The organism is Burkholderia sp. MBR-1 (genome assembly GCF_013822785.1).
Classification (GTDB): Bacteria; Pseudomonadota; Gammaproteobacteria; order Burkholderiales; family Burkholderiaceae; genus Burkholderia; species Burkholderia vietnamiensis.
Genome location: NZ_CP053610.1, coordinates 895,530 through 916,523, shown reverse-complemented (window position 1 = coordinate 916,523; position 20,994 = coordinate 895,530). Strand labels below are relative to the sequence as shown.

The following is a 20,994-nucleotide window of genomic DNA, read 5'->3' as shown; positions in this document are numbered from 1 at the left end:
CTTCATCGGCGACGCCGGCCAACGGCCCGAGGCGGTGCTGCGAGCGTGCGCACGGCCGCGCTGCACACGACGGCGCGCTGCGAACCGGCCGCAATCGCGTGCGTTTCCCGTAGCGTTGATACGTATCAAGTCGTTGCGGTCTCGAGCCCGGATACTGGCCCGGTCATCGACCAGACAGGAGCAGGGCATGACCCAAACCATGAAAGCGGCCGTCGTTCACGCATTCGGCGAACCGTTGCGTATCGAGGAAGTCCCGGTGCCGACGCCCGGCCCCGGCCAGATTCTCGTCAACATCAAGGCGACGGGCGTCTGCCATACCGACCTGCACGCCGCCGACGGCGACTGGCCCGTGAAGCCGACGCTGCCGTTCATTCCCGGCCACGAAGGGGTCGGCATCGTCGCGGCAGTCGGCGCGGGCGTCACGCATGTGCGCGAAGGCGATCGCGTCGGCGTGCCGTGGCTGTACACGGCGTGCGGCCATTGCGAGTACTGCCACACGGGCTGGGAAACGCTGTGCCACGGACAGGAGAACACGGGCTACTCGGTCAACGGCAGCTACGCGGAATACGTGCTGGCCGATCCGAACTACGTCGGCCATCTGCCGGCGCAGGTCGCCTTCGACGAGATCGCGCCGATCCTGTGCGCGGGCGTGACGGTCTACAAGGGCATTCGCGTCACCGATACGCGTCCGGGCCAGTGGCTCGCGATTTCCGGCATCGGCGGCCTCGGCCACGTGGCCGTGCAGTACGCGCGGGCGATGGGCCTGCACGTCGCGGCCATCGACGTGTCGCCGGCGAAGCTCGAGCTCGCGCGGCAACTGGGCGCGGAGCTGACGATCGACGCATCGGTCGACGATCCGGCGAAGGTCATCCAGAAGGAAATCGGCGGTGCGCACGGCGTGCTGGTCACGGCCGTATCGCGCAGCGCGTTCGCGCAGGCGCTCGGGATGGTCCGGCGCGGCGGCACGGTCGCGCTCAACGGCTTGCCGCCGGGCGATTTTCCGCTGCCGATCTTCTCGACCGTGCTGAACGGCATCACGGTGCGCGGCTCGATCGTCGGCACGCGCCGCGATCTGCAGGAGTCGCTCGATTTCGCTGCGGACGGCCTCGTGCGCGCGCATATCCATCGCGACCGGCTCGGCAACATCAACGACATCTTCACCCGTTTGCGCGAAGGGAAGATCGACGGGCGCATCGTGCTGACCGACATGCAGTGACGCGCCAGCGTCGTATGCGCAGCCGCGACGCGCGAAACGTCGCGGCTGCGCTGCGCTTACGTGCGCATCACGGCGCGAAGAACACGTCGGTGCGGTTCGTCAGGTTGCCCGCGTTGGTCTGCACGAACAGCGGGTGGAACGACGAAGACGGCAGCACGTCGAGCCCTTGGTAGTCGCCGATGAAAAAGCCTTCCGCGTTCGGCGCGAGCTTCATGTCGAACGGACCGCCGACGCGCCGCTCGTCGGCGAACGTCGCACCGCCGTCGTGCGAGATCTTGCGCCAGAATCCGGTCGGCAGCGTCGTCGTGTTGCCGGCCGCGAGGTCGCGGAAGTCGTAGTAGGTGACCATCACCGCCCCGGCGCTGTCGACCCGCACCGACGGATTGAACGCCGCACGCCCGGTCGGCGTGTTTACCTGCAGCGGCGCGCTCCAGCTCGCGCCGCCATCCTTCGACGTCGATAGCGCGATCTCGTCGTAGTTGCCGCCGTTGAATCGACCGTCCTGCCAGACGACGTAGAGCTGTCCGGACGCGGCATCGATCGCGGGCTCCGGAATGATGTCGCCGGTGCGCACCGGTTCGCCGGTGTTCGGGTCGGTCACGCCGGCCGTCTGCAGCGCGGCGATCACCTGCGGCTTGCTCCACGTCGCGCCGTCGTCGCTCGACTTGATGAACGCGACCTTGCCGGCCGCCTTGTTGAACGGCGGCTGGATCAGATCGAAGAAGTCGTACAGCGTGCCCGTCTTCGGATCGACGACGATCTGGTTGCCGATCGTCTGCTGGCGCGACGGCACGTCGACGATCACCTTCGCCGCGCTCCAGGTCTTGCCGCCATCGGTCGTCTTCGAGAAGAACGTCGGCCCGCGGTACGCCTGCGTGTGCAGGTTCGCATACGGGTTGCCGTTGGGCAGCTCGAGGCGGTCCCACACCGCATACGCGGTGCCGGCCTTCACCGGGTTCGCGGTGACCGATTCCTTGTCGTTGAAGAACTGCGTCGTCGGTTCGTCGTTCGCGATCAGCACGGCCGGGCGGCTCCACGTTTGCCCGCCATCGGCCGACACGGACGCCGCGACCGCGTTGCTGTTGTTCGACTGATTGAACGAGATCGACACGGAGTACGCGGTGCCGTCCGGCCCGAACGACACCCACGGATCGGACGCGCGCTCGTACTTCAATCCGCCCGGCGCGCAGGCGCTGAACGGTTGCGGCGTGCGCGCCCAGGTCGAGCCGCCGTCGAACGTGTAGCCGGCGACGAGCCCGTGCGCGCCGCCGTTCGACCAGCGGTCCTGTTGCCATACCGCGATCATGTTGGTCGGATTCGCGGGGTTCACCGACAGCCAGGGCTCGACCTCGGCGTTCACGTAGTTCGTGCCCGGGCCGCCGATCGTGCAGGCCGCGAACGGGCTGGGCCCCGACACGACGACCGGGTCGGCATGGGCCGCGGTCGCGACGGCGGCCATCGCCAGCGCGCCGGAGAGTCGGCTAAATCGGCTGAGTCGAGTCAGGCGGGTGAGGCGGGTGACGGGCGAGTGGAACTCGATCTGGCGTCGCATGGACTGCTCCTCGTTGAGGTGCGGCAGCGATGGCATGGCGAGCCGACACGAACCGGCGCACGGCAACGGATGCCGTGCACGAGACGGATCGGGCGATCAGGAAGCCGCTTCGGTCATCGCAAGCCGCAGGTGCTGGATCCCGCCAGCACGTCGGTGAGACTCCGCTTCGTTTTCATTGCTTTTCGTTGCCTGGTCGGCGCCTACGACGAATGCATCGAAGTGGAATGGAATGTAGGCGATCCGTATGCGGCGCGGGGGGCAATTTTTTGTAACAGAGCGTAGCCGGAAAGCGTTGCCGAAACGGCTCGCGCAGGCGCGCAAAATTTTCCTTCGAAAAACTTCGGAAACCGAATCGAAGCGCGAATTGGAATCGCTTTCGATTACGTGCGGAACGCGGTGCACGCAGCCGATGCGGCGCGCCGCGCCGGCGGTCAGCGCTCGGCCGGAAAGCGCTGCTGCAAGGCGTTCAGCCAGCGCGCGACGACGTCGAGTTCGTCGTCGGAGAAGCCGTCGCACAGCTTGCCGTTCAGTTCGCGCAGCAACACACGCGCGCGCTTGAGCGCCGCATGACCTTCGTCGGTGAGGAACAGACGCGTTGCGCGCCCATCGTCCGAATCGGCGTGGCGCGTGAGCAGGCCGGCCTTCGCCATCCGGTCGGCGAGCCCCGTCATCGCGGACGGCGCGAGTTGCAGCGCCGCGCCGACTTCGCCGATCAGCGCGCCGTCCTGCTTCGCGAGGAAGAACAGCACGCCGGCCTGCGCGGCGCTCGCGCGCGCGTCGGTCTCGGCCTTGCGGTCGACCCAGCGCTGTACGCGCCGCTGGCCGATGTTCAACAGAAAAAACAGTCGTCGATGTTCGCTCAAGCTCGGTTCCCGGCTGCGATGGAAAGGGATGGGCGGTCGGCGTCGCGGCGCGCGTCGAGCGCCTGCGCGAGCCAGTCGGCGACGCCCGGCCACAGCACGGCGCCCGGCCGGCTGCGGAAGAAGCCCATGTGCCCGACCGGGCCGGTGCCCGCCGCGTGCGGATCGATCTGCCGGCGTTCGACGGCCGCTCCGGTCAGGTAGCTTACCAGCAGGTCGATGGCGCGCCGATTGGCCCACGGATCGTCGTCGAAGCCGACCGCGAGAATCGGCAGCCGCTGTTTCGAAAAGCGCTCGGCCGCGCCGAGCGTCGGATCGTCGAAGAAGTAGTGCGGCAGCGCGGTCCAGCGGCTCCATTCGCGGAACACGCCGGCCGGCAGATCCTCGCCGAGCCCGAGCCGCTTGCCCGGCACGTAGCCGAGCAGCGCCGACGCGAGCGGACCGAGCACGTGCAGGATCAGGCGCACCTTCAGGCGTTCGGCCGCACTTTCGATCAACCGCGTGCTGCCCGCGTGGGCGGCGACCAGCACGGCGGCGCGCAGATGCGCGGTGCCGGCCGACAGGCCGACCGCGTGGCCACCGACGCTGTGCCCGACCGCCAGCAGCGGCAGTGCGCGGTGCGTGTCGCGCGCCCATGCGATGGCCGCGCCGACGTCGAGTTCGATCCAGTCGCGCATGCGGGCCTGCAGCTTGTTGAGCCGCGCGGGCCGCGATGCGCCGATCCCGCGATAGTCGTAGGTCAGCGCCGCGAAGCCGCGCGTCGTCAGAAAGCGTGCGAAGCCGGCGTACAAGCGCTCGGGCACGGCGGTCGCCGGGTGGATCAGCACCAGCGCGCGCGGCGGCGCGTCCGGCGACCAGAGCGTGCCGCGCAGCGCATAGCCGTCGGCGGCGGAAAACGCGATGGATCCCGATGTCATGTCCGTCCTCGTTCAGAAAGGTAATTTGCATGCGAAATATAGTTCTCGGTGTATTTCGCGTACGAAATATCTGTCGAGGATGTCCTCGAACGGCTTTCCCGTGGCGCGTTGCAACATCGGCATGCGCGCCGTCCTGCCATCGAAGATTTGCGCCTTTCGATAGCAGAATATTGCGTTTGTTCGATGCCGGCGATCGACGTATCGTCGACGGTTTCATGGCGTGCGCCGTGTGCTTCGTTCGATGCGCCATCCCGCGCTGCTGCGATGCGCACGCCAGTCAAGTACCGGAGGAAATCACGTTGTCGAGCCGAATCGTCACCGCGCTGCTGCTCGCGCTCGCCGCGCAGCCGGGCATCGCGAAAGACACCGTCACGCTGCGCGTCGGTGAACAGAATTACTTCAACATCCAGGCGTCGATGGAAGCGTCCGGCGTGCTGAAGGACGTGCGTTACGCGATCGAGTGGAAGCACTTCCAGGCCGCCGCGCCGGTCGCCGAAAGCCTGAGCGGCAATGCGATCGACGTCGGCTTCCTCGGCGATTCCGCGCTGCTGACGCTGGCCGCACGCGGCGCGCCGGTGAAAGTGGTGGCGGTGTCGCGGCAGAGCCTCGACGGCGTCGCGATCCTCGTACCGAAGAATTCGCCCGTGCGCACGGTGGCCGACCTGCAGGGAAAAACCATTGCGGTGTGGCGCGGTGCGTGGAGCCAGCAACTGGTGCTGCGCGCACTCGAACACGCGGGCCTGCGGATGGATTCCGTCAAGTACGCATACCTGATGCCGATCGACGCGACCAATGCGCTCGCGAACGGCTCGGTTGACGCCGTGTCGTTATGGGAGCCGTTCGTCAGCACGCTCGCGCTGCGGCAGGGTGCGCGGCCGGTGACGACCGCGCAGGGGCTGATGCCCGCGCTCAGCTTCGTCGCCGCGAACGACGAGGCCGCAGCCGGCAAACGCGCGGAGATCACCGATTTCCTGAAGCGCGTGGTGGCGGCGCGCCAGTGGGTCGACAGTCATCCGCGCGAATACGCACAGTTGTGGGCGAAGCGCGCGCAGCTCGAGCCGGACGTCGCGTATCGCTGGCTCGGCAATGCGCACCAGCGCGTGGGCCCCGTCGACGACGCTGCCGCGAAGGACGCGCAGAATACCGCCGACTTCCTGCACAAGGCCGGCGTGATTCCGGTTGCCTACGACACGACGAAACTGCTCGACCGCTCGTATGCGGGTGCGTTTGGGGCCGCCGCGCAACAGACGGCCACCGCGCGGTGACGATGTCGCCGCGACCGGCGATCACCCGTGAACGGCGCCAGCGCAGCGCCGCGTGCGCATCGATCTCATCGTGAGGGTTCGTGCGCATTCGCCGCGCATCGCGATCTGCGTGGCAGTGCGCATGCGCATGAAGCCGCCGGCAGCGCGGCTCGACGATATGCCGATCAAGCGCACGAGCCGATCGATCGAATTTCGCGGAAGACGCGCAACCCGAACCGCGCCACGTTACCCGCGCTGCCGGTAGCATGCGACGGCAGCCCCACCGCCGCATCGAATCAAAACGACGGCAGCCCCGGCGGATTCGTTTCCGCGCGCGCGAGCGCCTCGCTCTGCAATCCCCAGCGTGCCAGCGCCTGGCCGTAGCGGCCGTTGTCGATCAGCGTGTTGGTCGCGAGCGTCAGCGCCGGCGCCAGCCCGCTGCCGCGGCGCGTCGCGATCGCGACGTCCGCCTTCACCGGCCATCCCGCGTTCACGACACCCACTCGACGGATCTTGCCGTCACGCGCGGCCTCGTACGCGAGCGACGCATTCGGATTCAGTTCGGCGTCGGCGCGACCGGACAGCAGCGCGACGCGCGCTGCCGCATCGTCGTCGAAATAGAGCGGCTCGGTCGCCTTCAGCCCTTGTGCGACATTGCGCCGGCTCCATTCGAGCAGGATGCGCTCCTGGCTCGTTCCCGCGCCGGTGATCACGCGCAGGCCCGCAATGTCCTTCGGTTCGGCGATCCTCGCGATCGGGCTCGCGCTGCGCACGTAGAACCCGTGCAGTCCGAGCCGGTAGGTCGTGAAGTCGAACTTCTCCTTGCGCTTCTCGGTCACGCCCACGTTCGAGATCACGGCGTCGTACTTGCCGGACGCGAGCCCGAGCGGCCAGTCGGCCCATGCGATCGGTACGAGCAGCAGCGCGCGGCCCAGTGCATCGGCGACGAGCTGCGCATAATCCGGATCGGCGCCGACCACCGTGCGTGCGTCGGTCGCATAGGTCGACACGGGCGGCGCGTGCGGCGCGATCGCGACGGTGAATGCGCCGTCGCGCACCCAGCGATAGTTGCCGGCCGCGCGGATCGCGGCGGCGTCGCGCGCGGCGCGGATGCGGCCGGCTTGGCGCGGGTCGAGGTCGGCCGTCGCGGCCTCGGCGAACGCGGCGTGCGAGCGCAGGCTCGCGACGGCGGCCAGCGCGGCGGTGATGAACAGGCGTCGGTCGATCATCGGTGCAGGCCTCGCAGCGGAAGAGCGGCACGCATCACAGGACGCGCGCCAGGAACGCACGCGTGCGCGGATGCGCCGGCGCATCGAGGACGACCTCGGGCGGCCCCGATTCGACGATGCGCCCGCGTTCCATGAACAGCACGTTGTCGGCGACTTCGCGTGCGAAGCCGATCTCGTGCGTGACGATCACGAGCGTCGTGCCGGAGCGCGCGAGTTCCTTGATCACGTCGAGGACTTCGTTGACGAGTTCGGGATCGAGCGCCGACGTGGGCTCATCGAACAGCAGCACCTTCGGACGCAGCGCGAGCGCCCGCGCGATCGCGACGCGCTGCTGCTGACCGCCGGACAGCTGGCGCGGATACGCATCGGCCTTGTCGGCGAGGCCCACGCGTGCCAGCAACGCGCGCGCGGTGCGCTCGGCCGCATCGTGCGCGACGCCGCCGACGGCGACCGGCGCCTCGATCAGGTTCTCCAGCACGGTCAGATGCGGGAACAGATTGAAGTTCTGGAACACCATGCCGACCGCCGCGCGGCGCTTCAGCACGTCGCGCTCGTTGAGCTCGTACAGCACGTCGCCTTCACGTCGATAGCCGATCAGCTCGCCGTCGATGTCGATGAAGCCGTCGTCGACGCGTTCCAGATGATTGATCGTGCGCAGCAGCGTCGACTTGCCGGAGCCGGACGGCCCGACGATTACCGTCACGCTGCCGCGCGGCGCGACGAACGACACGTTGTCGAGCACGTGCTGCGGCCCGTACTGCTTCGACACGTTGTGCACGGCCACGTCGCCGCCGACGAGCGGCGGCGCAACGGCTGCAGCGTCGCCGACGGCAACCGCGCGTGCGGTCGCGTTGCGTGCCGCGGTACGCCGCCACAGCGCGCGGGCGCGCGCCAGCACGAAGGTCAACGCCGACGGCGGCGGATTGCGCAGCGCGCCGCGCGCATAGTGGCGTTCGACCTGCACCTGGATCGCGGACAGCACGGTCAGGATGATCAGATACCAGACGGTCGCGACCATCAGTAGCGGGATCACGTCGAGGTTGCGGCGATAGATCACCTGCACCGTATAGAACAGCTCGGGCATCGCGAGCACGTACACCATCGACGTGCCCTTGGCGAGCGTGATCAGATCGTTGAACGCCGTCGGCAGAATCGCGCGCATCGCCTGCGGCAACACGATCCGCGTGGTCTGACGGCCGCGCGGCAGCCCGAGCGCGGCGGCCGCTTCGAGCTGGCCCTGATCGACCGCAAGGATGCCGCCGCGGATCACTTCGGCGGAAAACGCCGCGTGATTCAGCGTGAGGCCGAGGACGGCCGCGAAGAACGGGGAGATCAGGTCGGTGGTCGGTGTGTCGAACCAGACGATGTCGGTGAACGGCACGCCGAGCCGCACGTGCTCGTACAGATAGCCGAGGTTGTTGAGGATCAGCAGCAGCACGATCAGCGGAATCGAACGGAACAGCCACACGAACGTCCACGCGCTCGCGGCGAGCAGGCGCGAGCGTGACAGCCGCGCGAGCGCGACCAGTGCGCCGAGCGCGAAGCCGAACACCGCGCCGAGCGCGGTCAGCACGAGCGTGCGCGCGAGCCCCGACAGCACGGGCGGCGACAGGAACCACTCGGCGAACACCGGCCAGCCCCATTGCGGATTGCCGAGGATCGAATACAGTGCCAGCGCGATCAGCACGAGCGCGAGCACGGTGCCGGCCAGGCGCGACCGGTGCCGCGCCGGCACGATGCGAAGACGCGCGTGCGCGCCTTGCGCGTCCGGGGAAGGCAGCGGCGCCAGCGCGCCGCCGAGATGGGTCGTGTCGCTCATGTCGGTGAGAGTCCTCGATCGGGTCGTCGGTGGTAAGCGCCGCGCTCGACGCGGCGGCGCAGCGGCGTCATGCGTGCGCTTCGGCCGCGTCGCTCTGCTGCTGCACGGCGTCGCGCGGCGCGTAACGGCTCGCCTTGCGCGGCAGGCCGAGGTGATCACGCAGCGTGCTGCCCGGCAGGTCGCGGCTGTAGCGGCCGCGCGCCTCGAGGATCGGAATCACGAGGTCGACGAAGTCGTCGACGCCCTGTGCCTGCACCGGGAAGCCGAGGATGAAACCGTCGCCTGCCCCGGCGTCGTGCCAGCGGATCAACTCGTCGGCGACGTGCTCGGCGGTGCCGATGAAGTTCGGCCGCGGCGTCGCGACGGCGAGCGCCGTCTCGCGCAGCGTAAGGTTTTTGCGCTTCGCGTCGGCCTTGATGCGGTCGGTGGTCGAGCGGAAGCTGTTGCGGCCGATCTCGCCGAGTTCGGGGAATGGCGCATCGAGCGCGTACTGCGTAAAGTCGTGGTGATCGAAGTAGCGGCCTAGATACGCGAGTGCCTCGTCGATCGTCAGCAGCGCACGGATCGCCTGGTATTTGTCTTCGGCTTCGGCCGCGGTGCGGCCGACGATCGGGCCCACGCCGGGGAACACCTTCACGTCGCCCGGCTGGCGCCCGTGCTCGACCGCGCTTTGCTTCACGCGGCGCGTGAATGCGGCGGTTTCGTCGAGCGACGGCGAATGCGTGAACACCGCGTCCGCATACTTGCCGGCGAGCCCGATGCCGGTGTCGGACGAGCCGGCCTGAAAGATCACCGGCTGCCCCTGCGGCGAGCGCTGGATGTTCAGCGGGCCGGCGACCTGAAAGAAGCGGCCGTGATGGTCGAGCGTGTGGAGCTTGTCGCGATCGAAGAAGCGGCCGCTCGCGCGATCGCGCACGAACGCGTCGTCGTCCCAGCTGTCCCACAGCCCCTGCACGACCTCGAGGTATTCGTCGGCGATCTCGTAGCGCAACGCATGCTCGGGATGCGCCTTGCCGAAATTCTTCGCCGTGCCTTCGAGCGGCGTCGTCACGACGTTCCAGCCCGCGCGGCCGCCGCTGATCGCATCGAGCGACGCGAGCTGGCGCGCGACCGTGAACGGCTCGCTGTACGACGTGGAGATCGTGCCCGCGAGCCCGATCTTCTTCGTCGCGACCGCGAGCGCCGACAGCACGGTCAGCGGCTCGAAGCGGTTCAGGAAATGCGGGATCGACTTCTCGTTGATGTAGAGGCCGTCGGCGACGAACGCGAACGCGATGCCGGCGGCCTCCGCCTTGCGCGCGATGCCGATCGCGAAGTCCAGGTTGATGCTCGCGTCCGGCGGGTTGCTCGGATGCCGCCACGCGTTCATGTGGCTGCCTGCGCCTTGCAGCATCAGGCCGAAGGGGATCGATCGTCGGGTCGTCATGGGCGTGTCACGCGTTGTGGTCGGGGGAAGGGGCGCGTTCGGCCGCGACGGCCGGTTGCGCGCGGCTGATCGACTGCGCACCGCCCAGCCATTCGGTCGACGCGAGCCGCGCGGCGTAATCGGTCACCGGCGAGTCGATCACGAACGCATCGACGTCGAGCCGGCGGCTGAGCGCGTCGAGCGCGCGATGGATGCGCTCGGGCGTATCGGCCAGCACGGTCGGGCGCAGTTCGTCGATCCGGTAATCGGACGCGCCGCTTTGCCGCGCGAATTCGGCGGCGGCTTGTGCGCTCGCGAGGTTGAAGCTCGAGCCGCCGGCGAATTGCAGCTTGAAGATCCTGAGCGCGCCGATCAGTCGTTCCGCTTCGTCGCGGGTCGCGGCGGCGACTGCGTACAGCGCAACGAGCGGTCGCGTGCCGCCCGCATCGCGGTATGCGGCGAGCGAGCGTTCGAGGTTCGCGTCGTCGCCGTTGAAGTGGCCGGCGTAGCAGAAGCGCCAGCCATGGCGGGCGGCGAGCGCGCCGCTGTCGGGCGAGCCGCCGAGCAGGATGCGTTCGGGCGCGTGCGGCGGCACCGGCAGCGCGACCGCGCCGGCGAGCGGATGATCTTCGGCGACACCCCAGCCGAGGAATGCGTCGAGCGTCGCGAGCCGTGTCGCGAAGTCGGGTTTGCGCGCGTGGTCGTGGCCCCATTGGAGCGCGCGCGTCGTCAGCGGCAGCCCGCCCGGCGCCTTGCCGATGCCGAGATCGACGCGGCCCGGCCCGAGCGCGGCGAGCAGCTTGAACGTCTCGGCGACCTTGAACGGGCTGTAGTGCTGCAGCATCACGCCGCCCGAACCCACGCGGATGCGCGACGTGTGCGCCAGCAGATGCGCGACGACGATCTCGGGCGCGGAACTCGCGAGGCCCGGCGCGCCGTGATGCTCGGCGACCCAGAAGCGCTCGTAGCCGAGTTGTTCGGCGCGCTGCGCGAGCGTCGTCGTGAAGCGCAGTGCGTCGGCCGCGCTCGCGCCGTCGGCGATCGGACTCTTGTCCAGCAAGGAAAGCGAATATGACATGGGCGTTCTCGCGGGGGCGTCAGGGAAGGGGCCGCTCAGCTCTTCGGCAGGCCGGGCGGATTCGTGCGCGACTGGTCGATCGCTTCGGCCCCGAGGCTCCAGCGCTCGAGGACCTGCCGGTAGCTGCCGCTGCGAATCAGCCCGTTGAGCGCGACGGTCAGCGGATCGGCGAGGCCGCTGCCGCGGCGCGTCGCGATCGCGATGTCGGCGGTGCGCGGCCAGCCGCCGCTGATCGCCCCGACCGCGCGCGTCTTGCCCTGCTGCGCGCTCTGGTAGGCGAGCACGGAGTTCACGCTGAACACGGCATCCGCGCGGCCCGACTGTACGGCGACGATGCGCATCGCCTGGTCGTCGTAGTACTGGACCTGCACGGGCTTCAGGCCATGCGCGACGTTCTCGCGGTCCCACGCGAGCAGGATCTTTTCCTGGTTGGTGCCGGCGTCGGTCACGATGCGCAGCCCGGCGACGTCCTTCGGCTCGCGGATCGACTGGATCTTGCTGTCGTTGCGCACGTAGAAGCCGACCTGGTCCTTGCGGTAGGTCGAGAAATCGAACTTCTGCTTGCGCTCCTCGGTGACGGTCACGTTCGAGATCACCGCGTCGACTTTCCCGGATTCGAGCGCGAGCGGCCAGTCGGCCCACGCGAGCGGGACGATCTTCAGCTTGCGGCCGAGACTGTCGGACACGAGCTGGCCGATGTCCGCGTCGAAGCCGATCACCGTGCGCGCGTCGGTCGCGTAGGTACTGATCGGCGGCAGGCTCGGCGCGATGCCGATCGTCAGCGTGCCGGCCTCGGCGAACTTGAACGTCGGCGGCACCGCGCGTTGTACGGCCGCATCGGCCGTGCCGCGCGGGCGGCCGTGCTGCTCGGGGCTCAGGTCGAAGGTCGCGGCCGCCGCGGCGATCGCGGTCGCGCCGATCAGCGCGGCCGCCAGCGTGCGCACGGCGCGCGGCGTGAAAGGAACGGCTCGTTGCATGAATGCATCCTGGAGTTGACGGTTTTTCTGGGATGGAGTCGGAAACGCTTGCGACGACGCAGCGCGTTCAGCGCGGTAAGGCCGGTTCGGGCAGCGGCGCCCACAGGTCGGCGAGCGTCGACGTGCGCGACGGATCGACGAGGTCCTTGCCGAAGCGCAGATGGAAGTACGCTTCGGGGTCGATCGACGCATCGAACAGCCGCGTATAGCCGGCGCGGTCGTACAGCGCCCACGCCTCGGGTTGGCGAAAGCCGGTGGTGAGGTAGACGCGCCGATAGCCCTGCCGCGCGGCGCGCTGTTCGAGCGCGTCGACGATCGCGCGTGCGAGCCCCTGGCGGCGCAGGTCCGCGCGCGTCCAGATGCGTTTGAGCTCGGCGGTCTGCGCGTCGTAGCGCTTGAATGCGCCGCCGCCGATCGTCTCGCCGTCGCGCAGCAGCAGCACGAACGCGCCGTCGGGCGGCGCGAACAGATCGGCCGGGTAGCGCGCGAGTTCGTCGCGCGCGGCCGCGCGGCTGTCGGGGCGGTACGCGTCGTAGCGCGTCGCGTATTCGTCGATCAGCGCGTCGATCAGCGGCTGAGCGCGGACGTCGAGCGGCGTCGTGTCGATGATGCGGTCGTTCGTGGCCATGGGCATCGCGAGGGGCGTGCGATGCGGACGTTCCGTTCGAAGGCCGGGCATGCGGCCCGTCCGGTCAGTGCCGTTATCGCGACGCGGTTGTCGTGATGGCGGCGGCCTCAGTGCTCAGTGCGTGCTGCGATGCATCGGGCGTGCCGCCGCCGTTCCGAACACGTTAGCGGTGCGGCGCGCAAAGGCGAACGAAGCAATTTCGATAAGGATTTCGCGGCGCAAGTCAAAAGGCTTGCAGCGGGCATGGGGTGTGCGTGTTGCGCGGCCGTGATCGCTCGGCCTGCATGTGATGCAGATGCAGGCGGCCCACGCGTCGGTTGTCTCGCAGCTCATGCGCATCGAACCAAGGATGGCGATCAGGCGCGCAGCGCTCAGATATTGCAGAACACGACCGCGGGCTCGGCGCCTTCGATCGCCGAAAACAGCGTCTTCAGGTGTTTGGCCGCTGCGCTCGACGGACGCTCGACCAATCCCAGCAGGTGTTCGCCCCAGAGCGTCATCCCGAGATGGCCGGCCGCGAATTCGTAATTTACCGAGCGCCATTCGGACACCGGCGTGATCGAATCGCACGACGGGCAGCGTAGCCGCGCCGACTCCGGTTCTCGGCACCACGCGTCGAGCGCCTCACCGAGTTCGTCGCTGCCGTCTGCTCCGAGCTCGATCGCCGTTCGGCAGGACGGGCAATTGACGCTGAAACCGCCGTCGTAATTCATGAACAGGCCGTGATTGTCCGCTGAAGCCACCAGTTCCGGCCGGCCCGTTGCGCCGGTCTGCCAGCCGTGACCGGTCACGTCGATCTGAATCGCCGTGATGCGTGTGACGACGGGACTGTAGGCATCGACTTTCCGCTCGGGCGAACCCCAGCCTTCGAGATCGTCCAGCCCGCGGAAGTCGGCGCGCAACGGAAAGGCGGGCGCGCCCAGCGACAACCCGCTGCGGAGCTCGGGAACGATGACGCCGCCCTCGACGAGACGTGCGTAGAGCGCACGTGCCGCGTTCGGCGCCGACGCGCGCGATATCTTCGTGTCGATCAGCGCGGTGGTCGCGTCACCCATGAGCGTGTCCCGGAAGGTTGGGCATGGCGTTGCGGTCGGCGATATGAGGGGCGGCGAACGGCGAACTAGCCGATGACCGTCGGCGGCGTCGATGCTTCGGCGAGCTGAAACAGGCAGTCGCCGCGCTGCACCTGCGCGGGCACGCGCTTGCAGACCACTTCGCCGTCGCCTTTGAAGCGATGCAGCACCGGTTCGCGCAGCGGCGTATCGGGGAAGTGCACCCACGCGGCCGGCTGGCCGGCCGTCACGCGCTCGCCGAGCTCGACGAGCGGTTCGTACAGCCCGCGCTCGTATGCATAGACGAAGTGGCGATCGCCGTCCACGCGCAGGAAGCGCGTGACGGTCGGCGGCGCATCGGGCACGAGTGCGCCGTGCAGCAGCCCGACATAGCCGAGGTAGTGCAGCAGCCCGTGGCGGCCGAGCCGGATCAGCGCCGGATCGGCCATGCCCGCCCCGCCGAGTTCGGTGACGATCGAGATCGCGCGCTGCCGGCGCGCGGCCGACGCCGAATGCACGGGGTTCGGCGCATGCAGCAGCGCGTTCGGCAGCCCGAACGCGACGAGCAGCCCGTGGAGCTTCGCCGCCTCGTCGGCATCGAGCGGATCGATGGCGAGCATGTTGCCGCCCTGGTACAGCAGCGAGCTGCCGCCCGAGTGCAGATCGACGAGATACTGCGCGCGCGACAGCAGCGCATGCTCGATGTAGTCCGCGATGATCTGCGTCGGCGTGCCGGTCGGGTCGCCGGGGAAACTGCGATTCAGGTTGCCGCCGTCGAGCGGCGACACGCGCTGGCCTGCCTCGGCCGCCGGAAAGTTCGCCATCGGCAGCAGGATCAGTTGCCCGCTGATCATCTCCGGCTCGATCTCGCGGATCAGCTGCGACACGATGATCTGGCCTTCGTATTCATCGCCGTGGTTGCCGGCCATCACGAGCACGACCGGCCCTTCGCCGTTGCGGATCGACGCGATCGGAATCGGCAGCCAGCCATACGCGGAGCGATGCACGGAATGCGGCAAGCGCAGATAGCCCGCGTGCTTGCCTTGCGAATCGAGGTCGATTTCGCAATGGATCGGATTTCGGTGGGACGGGGAAGCGGTCATGGCGGCATCGTTCGATGAACGGAATCCGCCATCTTATCGGGAAACGCGTGGCAAGGCGGCGGCTCGATCGGCCGCCGCCCGGCAGTGCGCGTGCTGCACGCGCCGCGTGTTGCAGTGGTGAATCACCGATCGACGCGCAGCGGGCTGCCCACGCGCGCCGGACGAGGCCGCAGCCGCGCCGCGCGTGCCGTTCGACCGGCGGCCGCGTCAACGGCCGGCTGTTTCAGCTTCGATACGGCCTTCTTCCCACAGCGCCCAGAAACGGCTGCCCGCGCGATACGGATTCGCGCGGCGCGCCGCGTGATCGGCAACGCCCTGGCGAAATGCGCCGTACAGCGTCAGCGGCGGATTATCGACGCACGCGGCTTCGCGGGCGGCGGGCGTGCGGCGCTCGGAAACGAGCCGCCGAATCAGCGAGGCGCCGTCGATCACGTCCACTCGATCGACGGTTTCTGCGCGGCTGATGACTTCGACGGTATTCATGTGCGGGCTCCCTGACGTTCTGTTTTCCAGTCAAGGAGCAATAAGGGTGCCAAGCTCGAAAACCCGCGTGCGGCCGCGATCGTGCAGGCTTCTGCGGCGAACGTGCGGCGCGCGCGCCGGCGATGTTACGGAACACGTCACGTGACACGGGCGGCTGCCGCGAAACACGCGCACGCGCGCGGCGGCGCGCGATGCGTTGCAGAAATGAACCGCGGGATAGGCGCGAACGCGCGGACAGGCTACCGTTCAGTTCGCGGTGGCCGGGGCGATGGGGCGGTGGCTGCCTGCCGAATAGAAGCGATAGATGCCCTTGCCGGCCGACTTCGCGTCGTACAGCGCGCTGTCGGCCTGCCGGATCAGCTCGTCCGGGTTGCCGTGGCCGTCGTCGAGGGCGATGCCGATGCTGATCCCGAGGCTGACGGTCACGCCGATCGACAGCGTGTAGGGCGCCGAGATCTGGCCGATGATCCGCGTGGCGAGGAGCGAGCTTTCGTGCATCGTGGTGTCGTCGAGCGCGACGATGAACTCGTCGCCGCCCACGCGCGCCGCCAGCGCGCCGGGCGGCAGTGCGCGCGCGAGCCGCTCGGCGACCTGCATCAGCACTTCGTCGCCGGCCTGATGGCCGCAGCGGTCGTTGATCGACTTGAAGCCGTCCAGGTCGAGATACATGACCGCGAGCGCGGGACTCGGCAGGCGCGGCCGCTGCGAGAGCATCCGCTTCAGGGCAGCATGCAGTTCGTGACGGTTCGGCAAACCGGTCAGCGCATCGTGTCGCGCGAGGTGCCGGATATGCTGCTCGGTCTGGCGGCGGGCGGTGACGTCCTCGACGATGATCACCGCATTGCCGTCCGGCACACGATGGCGCGTGAGCTCGAGCTGGCGGCCGTCGGCAAGCTCGATGTCGAGCGGCACCGGCTCGTCGTGGCTCAGCCAGACGTCGCATTGCGCCGCGAGGCCGGCGCCGTCGGAATCGGTCGACGCGTTCGCGCCGAGCGCCGCGATCACGTCGGGCAGCGGCGTGTCGAGCATGATCTCGCGCGGCGAGCCGAACAGCTGCGCGGTGCGCCGGTTCGCGACGATCACGCGGCTGTCGCCGTCGATCATGCACAGGCCGTGCGGCATGTAGGTGAGTGCGGCGTCGAAGCGCGTGACGAGCTCGGCGTTGCGCTGACGCGCCGCGATCAGCGCGACCAGCACGCGGTAATGGCGTTGCACGACCGTGCGCATGGCGGCGAGATAGATCGCGAGCGGCGGCAGCAGCAGCCACGCGCCGGGCCGCTCGACCAGCAGCGCGCCGATGGCGATCGGCACGACGCCGAGCGTGACCTGCGTCATCGCGAGCCGCGGCAGCGCCGAATTGCGCGATGCGATCCCGCCGAACACGCCCCCCGCGACCATCACGGACAGCGTGCCGAGTTCGATGTCGGGCGAATCGAGGCAGCCCATGACGCCGAGGCCGAGCACGAAGCACGCGGCGAGCGACACCGGCGCATAGCGCAGCGCCCAGTATTCGGGGCGGCCTTCACCGGCGGCGTCGTGCACGACATAGGCGCGGGCAATGGCGAGCCGCGCGGCGAGCAGGCCGACGTCGACGCACAGCCAGATCAGACACCACAGTTGCTGCAGCCGGATCAGGGCGATCGCCGCGACGAAGCCGCTCGCGATGCCGGACAACGCCATTGGGCGGACGTCTTCGAACAGCGTGACGAGCATCGACGGGCGCAGCGCAGCCGTCACGTGGTGATTGCCGCTGGGCGGCGTGGAGAGAACGGCGTTCAGCAGGCGGGCCTTGACTGCCATGGTTGTTTTTGACCTGGACACGAGGCGGTTTCCAACCGGTCGCCGGCGCGCGGCAGAGGGTGGGATGACCGGTGAGTCGGATGCGACGACATTACCATGAAACATCGCGCGTGCGAGCCTCGCGGATTCCCCGGTGCGGCGCCGCGGTTATGGCGCGTGGGACGCTCCGGACGACGGCTCGCGACTGGTCGTCGCGCCCTGCGGCGAGGCCGTCATCAGGATTTCAATAAGTATTTCATGTGGAAGGCGCGCCAGGGCTTATATCCGAACGATGTCGGGTGCGGGCCGTGCCGCGCTTCGGTTCGCGGGCGGGGAAAGCGCGCGGCGGATGCCGAGCGTCGCGCGCGTGCTCGGCGGCGGTGATCTCGCTCGTCGTCTGGGAATCTGTATGCAGCTAGCGGCGCGCCCGCGGCGCCACACCGACCGACGTGAAGGCATTTATGCGGACGTGGGCTGAACGGGGCGCCGCTCGCGATGCGGCAGCGTTACGGCGGCGCCCGCGCACGACGCTCCGCCCGCAAACGGCCGACGATGCTTCAGTAGCTACCGCCTCCGCCTGTACCGCCCGCGCCGCCGTATCGGCTCATGCCGGAACCTTGCGCAGCGCCGCCGTCCGCCGACGTGCATCCGGTCGTCAGCAGCAGCGCCAACACCGCGATCAGCGCCGCGGTCGCTCGTGCCGGTTTCATCTCAGCCTCCTTTCGCCGCGCAGATCGCTTGACGAGCCATTTCGTACGAGCGCGCGCAACGCAACGGCAACACGTATCGCGAGCGCCGCTTATTCCATGCTTTTTGCATATCGGGTTCAGCGCGCTGATCGTGCATGCGCGATCACGCGCACGGCTGCGGTCATCGGAGATTGATCGGGGCAAGCGCTGGTTCTTGGGTGGCGCGTCCCTGGGTGGAGAGGAGCGGATTGCTTTCCCTGGGCGCGCACGCGTCGTCACGCTTGACCGGTTTCACCCACATGACCGGCCGCGCGCCTCGTATTCGCGGCTGACGAGCCGCACGTGGCGCGTGCAGGTGCGCCGACGGCGATTGCGTCGCGCGGGAGATCGGGGAGGATGGTGGTAGGCGCATCGGGCGTCGAACGCGGGTGACGTAGACGCCGCGTCGGCCGCGGCGTCCAGCCGATCGGCGATGGACGAGATCGGCCCTGCGGTTCTGCGCCCACGACGCTTCGGCGTGGGCGAGCGTCAGCGGCTTTCCCGTAGCGAGGAAAAATGTCGCGGTGCGACCAGCTTCCCGGCCGCCCCGGCACGGGCAGCGCGGGAAGGTTCCAGTGCCGCGCATGACGCGCGGCAGCACGGCATCAGAACTTGTGGCGCAGCCCCAGCGCGACGACCACCTGGTTGCTGTTGGCCGACGGCGTCAGCGTCCAGACGGTGGCGTCGAACGCGTGATTGCCGTGGCCGCCGCTGACGCTTTGATAGACGCCTTCGAGATACGCATCGGTGCGCTTCGAGAACGCATAGTCGACTTGCGCGACGACCTGATTCCATTTCGGGCGCGTCTGGCCGGTGCGCGTGTCGAAACGCGCCATCGTGTACGTGTACGCGGCCGACAGGCTCAACGCGGACGTCGCCATATAGCGGCCGTCGACCGAGAAGTTGTCGAACACCAGCGACTCGCCCTTCAACGGAGTGATACCGCTGCCTTGCATCACGCCGGTCACGCCGTCGGTCGCCGAGTGCGACCATGCGGCGCCGACCGAGTGCGGGCCGAACGAATAGCGTCCGGCGAGTGCCCAGATCTGCTGGTTGCCGCCGGTGATCGTCGCCGAGCCGTCGATCGTGCTCAGCGCACCGTCGGGGTTCGGCGCATTGCGATCGCGGCTGATCTTCAGGTAGCCGGCGCCGAGCTTCAACGGCCCGTTTTCGTACGACACGCCCGCGCTCCACGCGGCGTTGTTCGAGAACTGGCCGGCGGCGTTGGAGAACGCGTACATCGCGCCGAACCTCAGCCCGCGATACGTCGGGCTCACGTACTTCACCGCATGGTTGATGCGCAGGTTGCGGTTCGAATCGTCGTTGTCGTACGGATGCACGGCCAGATTGCCGCCCCAGCCCGGACCCGATGCGCCGAGCGGCGTGACGAAGTCGATGATCAGGTCGTACTGGCGGCCGAACGTCAGCGCGCCGGCCGAGTGCGAGCTCAGGCCGACCCACGCCTGGCGGCCGAACATGTCGACGCCTTTCTGCGACAGCTTGCCGTTCGTACCGGAGAAGCCGTTTTCGAGCGCGAATATCGCGGCCATCCCGCCGCCCAGATCCTCGCGGCCGCGCAGCCCCCAGCGCGATGCGTTCAATGCGCCGCTCGTCAGCCCGACGCTGCCGCTGCCGTGCGAGCCGGCGCCGCCGGCGCGCTGGCTGGTTGCGTAGGTGATCGACGTGTCGATCAGGCCGTACAGCGTCACGCTGCTCTGCGCGTTGGCGGCGGCCGGAAGGAAGCCGGCCATGCAGGCGACGACGGCCGTCCCCGCGGCCGTGCCCGCGCGGCGCGCGCGTTGGGTGGATTGCAGCGCGGCGATGCGAGCGCGGGCCTTTCGTTTGGTCGTGGAATGCATAGGAATATTTATCATTAGCGCGGCAGAACCGCCGTGCGGGCCGCGTCGGCCCCCCCGGCCGACGAATCGAGCGGCAATTATTGGAGATCGCGCAACGGTCGATTAAGTCGCTGCACAGTAAAGGTCTTCTGCGAAATCGGGTGGAATCGATGGGCGGGAAGGGGTGTTGACGGGCGCGGGCGGTGGGGACTCGCATCGGGAGAGCGCTGGCAGACACCCGCGCTGGGTGCTCGCATCGAAGGGGCGCTGAGAGGCGGCAGCGCTGGTCGCTCCAATGGGAGCTCGATGCGGTATACCCGCGCAACGACCGCCGCGCGAGGCTTCACGATGTCGATTGGGGGAATCGCTCTGCGCGCGTCGGTACGGCAGTGATCGCGCAGGCTGCCGTCGTCAGCGACCGCGACGCACCGCCTCAAGGTTTCATGACGACCTTGATGCACCCGTCGCGCTTGTCGCGGAACGTCTCGTACATTCCCGGCCCTTGCTCGAGCGGCACCGAATGGGTGATCACAAACGACGGATCGATCTGGCCGCGCTCGATCCGCGAGAGGAGGTCGGCGCTCCGGCGATTCACGTGCGTCTGGCCCATGCGGAACGTCGGCCCCTTGTTCATCGCTGCGCCGAACTGAATCTTGTCGAGCAGGCCGCCGTACACACCCGAAATCGACAGGATGCCGGCGGCCGGCATACGTAGATCATCTCGCGCAGCACGTGCGGACGATCCGTCTCCAGCATGACGGCCTGCTTCACGCGGTCGTACAGCGCGTCGATGGAACGTGTCGCGTGCGATTCCATCCCGACCGCATCGATGCATTTCTCCGGCCCCTTGCCGCCGGTCAGTTCGTTCAGGCGCTCGACGACGCTTTCCTCGTCGAAGTCGATCGTGACGGCGCCGCCCTGGCGCGCCATCTCCAGCCGCTTCGGCACATGATCGATGACGACCACCTGTTTCGCGCCTGGCAGTACCGCGCTGCGCACGGCCATCTGGCCTGGTCGCAACCTGGAAATGTTGCGCATCCACGGCGTGAGCAAGGCGTGGGCCACGTGCTTGTGTTGTCGCGACAA

17 protein-coding genes and 1 pseudogene are annotated in these 20,994 nt (G+C 68.5%); 2 read left to right on the top strand and 16 right to left on the bottom strand.

Features of this window, described 5'->3' with window-relative positions; translation table 11 throughout:
* Nucleotides 1–187 precede the first annotated feature (187 nt).
* Nucleotides 188–1,216, top strand: a complete 1,029-nt coding sequence (gene adhP, locus MBR110_RS18875; protein ID WP_014724850.1) for an alcohol dehydrogenase AdhP — start codon at nt 188–190, stop codon at nt 1,214–1,216.
* A gap of 67 nt (nt 1,217–1,283) precedes the next feature.
* Here the strand turns inward: adhP and MBR110_RS18870 are convergent, their stop codons facing one another.
* From MBR110_RS18870 to MBR110_RS18860, 3 genes are all read right to left on the bottom strand, one after another.
* Entirely contained in the window at nt 1,284–2,768 is a 1,485-nt protein-coding gene (locus MBR110_RS18870; RefSeq protein ID WP_080938646.1) for a sialidase family protein, read from the bottom strand.
* A 431-nt stretch (nt 2,769–3,199) separates the two neighbouring features.
* Nucleotides 3,200–3,631 carry a MarR family winged helix-turn-helix transcriptional regulator gene (locus MBR110_RS18865; RefSeq protein ID WP_011882272.1) on the bottom strand — a complete coding sequence of 144 codons (432 nt, stop codon included), beginning with the start codon at nt 3,629–3,631 and terminating at the stop codon, nt 3,200–3,202.
* Entirely contained in the window at nt 3,628–4,545 is a 918-nt protein-coding gene (locus tag MBR110_RS18860) for an alpha/beta hydrolase family protein (protein ID WP_181709473.1), read from the bottom strand. Before MBR110_RS18860 ends, MBR110_RS18865 begins: the two co-directional genes overlap by 4 nt.
* Before the next feature lie 299 nt (nt 4,546–4,844).
* On the opposite strand from MBR110_RS18860, the gene MBR110_RS18855 reads away from it, so the two are divergent.
* Nucleotides 4,845–5,810 carry an ABC transporter substrate-binding protein gene (locus tag MBR110_RS18855; RefSeq protein ID WP_081054432.1) on the top strand — a complete coding sequence of 322 codons (966 nt, stop codon included), beginning with the start codon at nt 4,845–4,847 and terminating at the stop codon, nt 5,808–5,810.
* Nucleotides 5,811–6,085: 275 nt separating this feature from the next.
* On the opposite strand, the gene MBR110_RS18850 is transcribed toward MBR110_RS18855, so the two are convergent.
* From MBR110_RS18850 to MBR110_RS18790, 13 genes and pseudogenes are all read right to left on the bottom strand, one after another.
* Nucleotides 6,086–7,018, bottom strand: coding sequence for an ABC transporter substrate-binding protein (locus MBR110_RS18850; RefSeq protein ID WP_176326995.1), 933 nt, complete (start codon nt 7,016–7,018; stop codon nt 6,086–6,088).
* 34 nt (nt 7,019–7,052) lie between these two features.
* The gene (locus tag MBR110_RS32520) at nt 7,053–8,837 is read right to left on the bottom strand and encodes an amino acid ABC transporter permease/ATP-binding protein (protein WP_181709472.1); all 1,785 of its coding nucleotides are present in this window, start codon (nt 8,835–8,837) and stop codon (nt 7,053–7,055) included.
* A 67-nt stretch (nt 8,838–8,904) separates the two neighbouring features.
* The gene (locus MBR110_RS18840) at nt 8,905–10,263 is read right to left on the bottom strand and encodes an LLM class flavin-dependent oxidoreductase (protein WP_059738469.1); all 1,359 of its coding nucleotides are present in this window, start codon (nt 10,261–10,263) and stop codon (nt 8,905–8,907) included.
* Between the two features lie 7 nt (nt 10,264–10,270).
* Nucleotides 10,271–11,320 carry an LLM class flavin-dependent oxidoreductase gene (locus tag MBR110_RS18835; RefSeq protein WP_011882266.1) on the bottom strand — a complete coding sequence of 350 codons (1,050 nt, stop codon included), beginning with the start codon at nt 11,318–11,320 and terminating at the stop codon, nt 10,271–10,273.
* Between the two features lie 35 nt (nt 11,321–11,355).
* On the bottom strand, nt 11,356–12,297 hold the full coding sequence (locus tag MBR110_RS18830) for an ABC transporter substrate-binding protein (RefSeq protein WP_011882265.1): 942 nt from the start codon (nt 12,295–12,297) through the stop codon (nt 11,356–11,358).
* Nucleotides 12,298–12,364: 67 nt separating this feature from the next.
* Nucleotides 12,365–12,925: a GNAT family N-acetyltransferase gene (locus tag MBR110_RS18825; RefSeq protein ID WP_014724858.1), complete on the bottom strand. Its 561-nt coding sequence runs from the start codon at nt 12,923–12,925 to the stop codon at nt 12,365–12,367.
* A 371-nt stretch (nt 12,926–13,296) separates the two neighbouring features.
* Nucleotides 13,297–13,980: a hypothetical protein gene (locus MBR110_RS18820; protein WP_014724859.1), complete on the bottom strand. Its 684-nt coding sequence runs from the start codon at nt 13,978–13,980 to the stop codon at nt 13,297–13,299.
* Nucleotides 13,981–14,045: 65 nt separating this feature from the next.
* Nucleotides 14,046–15,080: a succinylglutamate desuccinylase/aspartoacylase family protein gene (locus MBR110_RS18815; protein WP_034195080.1), complete on the bottom strand. Its 1,035-nt coding sequence runs from the start codon at nt 15,078–15,080 to the stop codon at nt 14,046–14,048.
* A 207-nt stretch (nt 15,081–15,287) separates the two neighbouring features.
* Complete coding sequence (locus tag MBR110_RS18810; protein WP_011882261.1) at nt 15,288–15,563, bottom strand: hypothetical protein; 276 nt, start codon at nt 15,561–15,563, stop codon at nt 15,288–15,290.
* A 246-nt stretch (nt 15,564–15,809) separates the two neighbouring features.
* Nucleotides 15,810–17,363 (bottom strand): sensor domain-containing diguanylate cyclase, encoded by a 1,554-nt coding sequence (locus MBR110_RS18805; RefSeq protein ID WP_011882260.1) that lies wholly within the window; start codon nt 17,361–17,363, stop codon nt 15,810–15,812.
* A gap of 536 nt (nt 17,364–17,899) precedes the next feature.
* Nucleotides 17,900–18,052, bottom strand: a complete 153-nt coding sequence (locus MBR110_RS18800) for a hypothetical protein (protein ID WP_014724861.1) — start codon at nt 18,050–18,052, stop codon at nt 17,900–17,902.
* Between the two features lie 623 nt (nt 18,053–18,675).
* Nucleotides 18,676–19,821: a porin gene (locus MBR110_RS18795; RefSeq protein ID WP_226102887.1), complete on the bottom strand. Its 1,146-nt coding sequence runs from the start codon at nt 19,819–19,821 to the stop codon at nt 18,676–18,678.
* Nucleotides 19,822–20,341: 520 nt separating this feature from the next.
* Nucleotides 20,342–20,919 (bottom strand): annotated as a pseudogene (locus tag MBR110_RS18790) (zinc-binding dehydrogenase); the annotation flags it as partial.
* Nucleotides 20,920–20,994: the final 75 nt, after the last annotated feature.